The sequence below is a fragment of the Streptomyces sp. genome, from assembly GCF_031178505.1.
Taxonomy (GTDB): domain Bacteria; phylum Actinomycetota; class Actinomycetes; order Streptomycetales; family Streptomycetaceae; genus Streptomyces; species Streptomyces gulbargensis.
The window spans coordinates 1-7418 of sequence record NZ_JAPSIW010000317.1; the positions used below are offsets into that span (position 1 = coordinate 1).

General features: G+C 72.5%; 6 protein-coding genes and 1 pseudogene. 4 read left to right on the forward strand and 3 right to left on the reverse strand.

What is annotated here, in order from left to right; all coding sequences use genetic code 11:
* A partial coding sequence (locus RIF68_RS20390) for an amino acid permease (protein WP_375165723.1) occupies window positions 1-1490 on the reverse strand: 1490 nt, incomplete at its 3' end.
* A 167-nt stretch (window positions 1491-1657) separates the two neighbouring features.
* Between RIF68_RS20390 and RIF68_RS20395 the strand changes: the two genes are divergently transcribed.
* Entirely contained in the window at window positions 1658-2251 is a 594-nt protein-coding gene (locus tag RIF68_RS20395; protein ID WP_309052728.1) for a biotin transporter BioY, read from the forward strand.
* Window positions 2252-2324: 73 nt separating this feature from the next.
* On the opposite strand, the gene RIF68_RS20400 is transcribed toward RIF68_RS20395, so the two are convergent.
* A complete protein-coding gene (locus RIF68_RS20400; protein ID WP_309052729.1) occupies window positions 2325-3770 on the reverse strand; it encodes an amino acid permease in 1446 nt (481 codons plus the stop codon).
* A gap of 197 nt (window positions 3771-3967) precedes the next feature.
* On the opposite strand from RIF68_RS20400, the gene RIF68_RS20405 reads away from it, so the two are divergent.
* Window positions 3968-4462 carry a ribose-5-phosphate isomerase gene (locus tag RIF68_RS20405; RefSeq protein WP_309052730.1) on the forward strand — a complete coding sequence of 165 codons (495 nt, stop codon included), beginning with the start codon at window positions 3968-3970 and terminating at the stop codon, window positions 4460-4462.
* Window positions 4462-5271 (forward strand): DNA-formamidopyrimidine glycosylase family protein, encoded by an 810-nt coding sequence (locus tag RIF68_RS20410; RefSeq protein WP_309052731.1) that lies wholly within the window; start codon window positions 4462-4464, stop codon window positions 5269-5271. Before RIF68_RS20405 ends, RIF68_RS20410 begins: the two co-directional genes overlap by 1 nt.
* Before the next feature lie 210 nt (window positions 5272-5481).
* Here RIF68_RS20410 and RIF68_RS20415 read toward each other — a convergent pair whose 3' ends face one another.
* A complete protein-coding gene (locus RIF68_RS20415) occupies window positions 5482-6711 on the reverse strand; it encodes a GNAT family N-acetyltransferase (protein ID WP_309052732.1) in 1230 nt (409 codons plus the stop codon).
* Window positions 6712-6819: 108 nt separating this feature from the next.
* Between RIF68_RS20415 and RIF68_RS20420 the strand changes: the two are divergent.
* Window positions 6820-7418, forward strand: a pseudogene (locus tag RIF68_RS20420) (serine/threonine-protein phosphatase); the annotation flags it as partial.

The window sequence follows — 7418 nt, forward strand, 5'->3', positions numbered from 1 at the left end:
TGCGCGGAAGGGGCCGAACGGGTACGGAACTCCCGCACCCACGCCACCAGGAGCACCGCGGCGGTCGCCGCCGCCGACCACAGGACCTGCGGGCGCGACCCCTCGTCGGTCAGCATCAGCACGACCACCCCCGCCATCGCGGCCAGCGCCAGCCAGGTCAGCCACGGGAAGCCCCACATCCGCAGCGTCAGTGTCTCTGGCGCCTCCCGCTCGATCCGGCGCCGCAGCCGCAGCTGCGAGACCGCGATCAGCGCCCACACGAACAGCAGCACCGCGCCCACCGCGTTGAGCATGTAGAGGAAGACCGAATCCGGCCACTTCAGATTGAGCAGGACCGAGACGAAACCGAAGGCCACCGAGGCGAGCACCGCGCGCCGCGGCACCCCGCCCGCCGAGACCCGCAGCAGCCCGCGCGGCGCCTCCCCGCGCTCGGCCAGCGAGAACACCATCCGGGACGACCCGTACAGGTTGGCGTTGAGCGCCGAGAGCAGCGCCACGAACACCACCACGTTCATGATCTGGCCGGCCGCCGGCACTCCGATCGCGTCCAGCACGGCCACGTACGGCGAGCGGCCCGGCTCCATCGCCGTCCACGGCAGCAGCGTCACCACGACCAGCATCGAGCCCACGTAGAAGAGGAGGATCCGCCAGACCGCGCTGCGCACCGCCCGCGCCACGTTCCGCGCCGGATCCTCCGTCTCGGCCGCCGCGATCGTGACGACCTCCAGTCCGCCGAAGGCGAAGACGACGGCGAGGACGCCGGAGACGACGCCCTCCCAGCCGTGCGGCAGGAAACCGCCCTGGCCGGTGAGGTTGGCGAGGCCGACCGGATCGGTGTCCGGCAGCCAGCCCGCGATCGCGAGGACCCCGAGGACCAGGAAGAGGACGATCGCGCCGACCTTGAGCGCGGCGAACCAGAACTCGAACTCGCCGAAGTTCTTCACCGCCGCCAGGTTGGCCGCCGTGAAGACCAGCATGAAGACCAGCACCCAGGCCCACTGCGGGAACCCCGGGACCCAGCCGTTCGCGATCCGGGCCGCGCCCGTCGCCTCCACGGCGAGGACGACCACCAGCAGGAACCAGTACAGCCAGCCCACCGAGAAGCCCGCCCAGCGCCCCAGCGCCCGCTCGGCGTGGACGGAGAAGGCGCCCGAGGCCGGCATCGCCGCCGACATCTCGCCCAGCATCCGCATCACCAGCATCGCGAGCGTCCCGGCGATCAGGTACGAGAGGACGATCCCGGGCCCCGCGACGGCGATGCCCGCGCCCGAACCGACGAAGAGGCCGGCGCCGATGACCCCGCCGAGCCCGAGCATCGTCAGGTGACGCTGCTTCAGACCGTGGGAGAGGGGCTCGGGTTCGGCGAGCGGGGAGGACGGCGGGGCGTCGTCGCGCATGGTGGGCTCGTGCTCTCGGGGAAGGGACACCTTTATGGGGACCCCACAGTCTCCCTGGTGACCGGGCCCGGAGGCAAAAGGGGCGTCTCGCAGCGACTCGCCAGTGACCAGGGTCACGTGGCGCCGTGCATGGTTTTCCTCTTTTGTCGAAACCCCATGAAGTGCTGAGCTCCGGCTTTGTCGACGCCTCACGGTGATCGGGCGTTCACTCCTGGCATAGCGTCAACCTGTCCCTCCCTTCTCACCCCCGCGGAGTAACGATGAGCACCGCCGCCGCCCCCGCCCGCACCCTCCGTACGGGCACCGTCCTCGCCGATCTGCTCCCCGCGAGCCGCGCCCGCGACATCGCCCTCGTCGCCGGCGGCGCCGCCCTCACCGGCCTCGCCGCCCAGCTCTCCGTCCCGGTCCCCGGCTCCCCGGTCCCCGTCTCCGGCCAGACCTTCGCCGCCCTGCTCGTCGGCACCGCGCTCGGCGCCCGCCGCGGCTTCCTCTCCCTCGCCCTCTACACCGTGGTGGGCATGGCGGGCGTTCCGTGGTTCGCCCAGGCCACCTCCGGCTACGCCATGCCGTCCTTCGGCTACATCCTCGGCATGCTGCTCGCCGCCACCGTCGTCGGCGCCCTCGCCCGCCGCGGCGCCGACCGCTCGGTCCTGCGCACCGCCGGGACCATGGTGCTCGGCTCCGCGATCATCTACGCGGTCGGCGTGCCCTACCTGGCTCTCGCCACCGGCATGACCCTCGGCCAGGCCGTCGCCGCCGGCCTGGTCCCCTTCCTGATCGGCGACGCGCTCAAGGCGGCCCTCGCCATGGGCGCCCTGCCGGCCGCCTGGAAGCTCGCGGGCCGCGCCTCCTGACCCGCCGCACCGGCACGCGGAAGGCCCCGCCGCTCCCTGGAGCGGCGGGGCCTTCGCGTATGCCGGGCGGAACCTACGGGCGCGCCGAGGACTTCGCGATCCGCTCCCGGACCAGGGCGATCACCAGGACCAGGGCCGCCACGAGGAGGGAGAGCACGACCTGCTCGCGGGCGCTGCCGCCGTCGTACAGCATGTAGCCGAGGACGAAGACGATCATGCCGATCGTCGCCCAGGTCAGGTACGGGAACAGCCACATCCGCACGACCAGCTTCTCGGGCGACTCGCGCAGGATGATGCCGCGCATCCGCAGCTGCGTCACACAGATGACCAGCCAGACGAAGAGGGCCACGGCGCCGGAGGAGTTCAGCAGGAAGGCGAAGACGGTGTCGGGCCACTTGTAGTTGAAGAAGACCGCGACGAAACCGAAGACGACCGAGGAGAGGATCGCGGCCCGCGGCACGCTCCGCTTGTCGACCTTCGCGAAGGACTTCGGCGCGTCACCGCGCTGCCCGAGCGAGAAGGCCATGCGGGAGGCCGTGTAGAGGCCGGAGTTCAGGCAGGAGAGCACCGCGGTCAGCACGATGACGTTCATGACCTGGCCGGCGTGCGGGATGCCGATGGAGTCGAGGGCGGCGACGTACGAGCCCTTCTCGACGATCGACTTGTCGTTCCACGGCAGGAGCGTGAGGACGACGAAGATCGAGCCCAGGTAGAAGACGCCGATCCGCCAGATCACGCTGTTGGTCGCCTTCGTCACGGCCCGCTGCGGGTCCTCGGACTCGCCGGCGGCCAGCGTGACGATCTCGCTGCCCATGAAGGAGAAGACGACCATCAGGACACCGGTGAGGATCGCGCCCGCGCCCATCGGGAGGAAGCCCCCGGTGTCGGTGAGGTGCGCGAACCCGGCGCCGGGGTTGTCCGAGCCCGGCAGCACGCCGAAGACGGCCAGCAGACCGATGACCACGAACGCGCCGATCGCGACGACCTTGATGCCGGCGAACCAGAACTCGAACTCGCCGTACGAGGAGACGGAGGCGAGGTTCGTCGCGGTGAGGACCACCATCACGATCAGCGCCCAGGCCCACTGCGGTACGGCCGGGACCCAGCCCTCCAGGATGACCGCGCCGGCGGTCGCCTCGACGGCCAGCACCACGACCCAGAAGAACCAGTACAGCCAGCCGATGGTGAAGCCGGCCCAGCGGCCGAGCGCCTGGTCGGCGTAGGTGGAGAAGGAGCCCGAGGTCGGCCGGGCGGCCGCCATCTCGCCGAGCATCCGCATGACGAAGACGACCATGGCGCCGACGAGGGCGTAGGAGAGGAGGATCGCGGGACCGGCGGCGGCGATGCCCGCGCCGGAGCCGACGAACAGGCCGGCGCCGATGACACCGCCGATGGCGATCATCGACAGGTGGCGGTTCTTGAGTCCGGCCTTGAGGCCGTCGGGCGACTGCGAGGCGCCGGTGCCGCCGGGTTCGCCGGCCTTCCCGCCGTCCGTCGTCAGGGTCGGTTGCGTGTTCATGAACGCTTCCTCGTGTGTGTGGGGCTGCTCGGGTCGCGAGCCCGAGCATTCAACCCCGTGGACAGGGATGATCGGAAGTCTTCGTTCCGGATCGTTGTCGAGGGAGCGTCGCCAGGGCCGAAGGTCCGGACCGGGCCGGGGGAAGGTCCCGACCCCGCTGACCGCTACCCCGCTCCCGGCGTGCCACACTCGGATCCATGCGCGTCTACATCGGTTCCGACCACGCCGGCTACGAACTCAAGAACCACCTCGTCGAGTGGCTGCGGGCCCACGGCCACGAGCCCGTCGACTGCGGTCCCCACATCTACGACGCCCTCGACGACTACCCGCCGTTCTGCCTGCGTGCCGCCGAGCGGACGGCCGCCGACCCGGACAGCCTGGGCATCGTCATCGGCGGCTCCGGCAACGGTGAGCAGATCGCCGCGAACAAGGTCAAGGGAGTCCGCGCCGCCCTCGCCTGGAGCGAGCAGACCGCCGCCCTCGGCCGCGAGCACAACAACGCCAATGTGATCTCCGTCGGCGGACGCATGCACACCCAGGAAGAGGCGACCAAGTTCGTCGAGATCTTCCTGAACACCCCCTACTCCGGTGACGAGCGTCACACGCGCCGCATCGACATGCTGACCGCCTACGAGAACACGGGCGAGCTGCCCCCCATTCCGGCCCACCACCCGCAGGAGCCGACCGCCTGATGCCCGAAGGGCACACGATCCACCGACTGGCCGCCGACCACCGCGAACGGTTCGGCGGCCGGTCCGTGCGCGTCTCCAGCCCGCAGGGCAAGTTCGCCGACTCGGCGGCCCTGCTCGACGGCTCCGTCCTGGAGACCACCGAGGCCCACGGCAAACACCTCTTCCTCGGCTTCCCCGGCGAGGAGTGGATCCACATCCACCTCGGCCTCTTCGGCAAGGTGACCTTCGGCGCCGCACCGGCCCCGCCGCCCACCGACACCGTGCGCCTCCGGCTCGCCACCCCCGAGGCCTACGTCGACCTGCGCGGCCCCACGACCTGCGCGCTCATCACCGACGCGGAGAAGCGCGCGATACACGACCGGCTCGGCCCCGACCCGCTGCGCGAGGGCGACGACCCGGACAAGGCCTGGCGCCGGATCTCCCGCAGCCGCACCACCATCGCCGCCCTGCTCATGGACCAGAAGGTCATCGCCGGCGTCGGCAACGTCTACCGGGCCGAGGTCCTCTTCCGCCACGGCATCGACCCCTACCGCCCCGGCAAGGACCTCACGCCGGGGGAGTGGGACGCGATCTGGACCGATCTCGTCGCCCTCATGCGCGAAGGCGTCCGGCTCAACCGCATCGACACCGTCCGGCCCGAGCACACCCCCGAGGCCATGGGCCGTCCGCCGCGCGTCGACGACCACGGCGGCGAGGTGTACGTCTACCGCCGCGCCGCCCTGCCCTGCCACCTGTGCGCCACCGGGATCCGCACCGCCGAACTGGCCGCCCGCAACCTCTTCTGGTGCCCGGCCTGCCAGCAGCGCTGACGGCCGGGCGGCCTGCCCGGCCCGCGACCTCCCGGGGCTCGCCCGGGAGATGCCCCCATGGCACCGTGGCCCTTCCGGCACGGGAGGCGCCCCGGCATGGTCGGGATCACCCTCGTACGCCCGGTACGAGGGCGACCCTCCGCCTCGCGGTCCTCCCGGACGCCGCGGGCCCTGTCCTGCGGGCGGCCGCCGCTACGTTCCGGACACGTCCTAGAACCCGTGCGGCAGCCACGGCGCCACGGGGGACCCGAACGCCACCGACGCCTCCGTCAGCGCCCCGTCCCGCAGCTCCCGCACCCGGCCGGCCGCCGCCAGCGACAGCAGCGACGTCCCGCCCAGATAGGCCGCGCCCAGCTCCCGTACCGACAGCTCCACGTCCGCCGGCTCCGAGGTACGGACGCACACCGCGCCCTTCGCGTCACCCGTGAGGCGCCAGCGCCCCTCGTTCCACGGGCAGAACGCGTCCGCCACCTCGAACACCACGTCCACCGGCGCCTGGTACGTCCGCGCCTCCAGGGCCGCGCCCACCTCCACCAGGCGGACGAACAGGCCTTCCCGCACCGTCGGTTCGCACCGCCGCAGCTCCGACACCAGGTGCTGCCACCCGTCGTCCACCGGCCGGCTGTGGATCCGTACCTTCGAGGTGAGGTCCACCGAGCAGAGGAACCGCCACAGCGCCGCCTCCGCCGCCGGCTCCAGGGCCATCACCTGGTGCGGCACCACCGTCCCCTCGGGACCCGCGAACGACCAGTCCGGCTTGATCGCGTACAGCGCGAAGCCCACGACCTCCCCGTCCCGCTCCGCCAGCACACACTGCCGGGCCGAGGCCCCCTCCCGGCTACCCGCCGGGTCCAGCAGCGGCAGCCGCTCCCACCCGGGCCGCCGGGCCAGCATCCCCGGCCGGGTCGGCACCAGCCGCGCGTACACCGCCTCACAGGCCTCCGAGGCCGCCGCCGGATCCGCCGCCCGCAGCCTCACCGCGTCCGTGCCCTCCGGCACCGACAGCCGCACCCGGTGCGTGTCGATCGTCGCGTGCGCCGTGTACGAGGCCGCGCCGTAACCGAACCGCCCGTAGATCTCCGGCTCCGAGGCCGTCAGGACCGCCAGCGGCTCCCCCCACGCCCGTACGTCCGACAGCTGCCGCCGCATCATCGAGGTCAGGATCCCGCGCCGGCGGTGCGTCCCCGCCACGCTCACCATCGTCACCCCGGCCGCCGGCACCGACGCCCCGCCCGGCACCGTCAGGCGGAACGAGAACGCCCCCGCCGTACCCACCGGCAGATCCCCGTCCCAGGCGCCCAGGAAGCGGTCGTGCTCGGTCAGGTCCTGCCAGAGCCGGCGTTCCTCCGGCTCCTCCTGCACGCCCCCGAACGCCAGGGCGAGAACTTCGTACCAGCGGTCCCACTCGGCCGGGTCCAGCACCCGCAATTCCGTCGTCATATGCCATCGATATCAGGGCTCCCGCGCCCGGGGCGACCCGATTTCACGCACCTTGTCACCGGGGTACCCCTGCACGACCCCGGAGCGGATGGATAGGGTCACTGGCCAATGGGACACCGCGCGGGAATGCACACGTACGCGGCCCGGCTGCGCAGGCGCGCCCGCCGGGCCCGCACCGCCCTGCGCAAAACGGGGGTCGACTACTTCCGCGGCGACGGCTCCGACCGGCTCGCCCTCGCCGGGCTGCTCCTGACGATCCCGGCCCTCGCCGCCGGAACCCTCGTCAACCCGGTGTGGTGCGCCCCCGCCGTCCTCGTCCTGCCCATCGTGGCCGGCGGGCTGCTGCTGCGCCCCGCCAGCCTCCTCGGCCTGTACGCGGCGGCCGCCTGCGCGCTCATCGTCGAGTCCTTCGCCCTCGGCCCGTACACCCAGGGCCCGGCCAGGGTCACCCCCGGCACCGTGCTCGTCGTGGCCGCCTGCGGCCTCTTCGGGCTGCTCATCGCCCAGTTCCGGGCCCGGGTCGGCGTGCCCTGGCGGCGCGGCGGCACCATGCTGTTCGACCTGCGCGAACGCATCCGCGTCCAGAGCGCCCTGCCCCGCCTCCCGCAGGGCTGGCACCGGGAGATGGCGCTGCGCCCGGCCGGCGGCCAGTCGTTCTCCGGCGACTTCGTGGTCGCGGCCCGCACCCACGGCGGCCGCACCCTGGA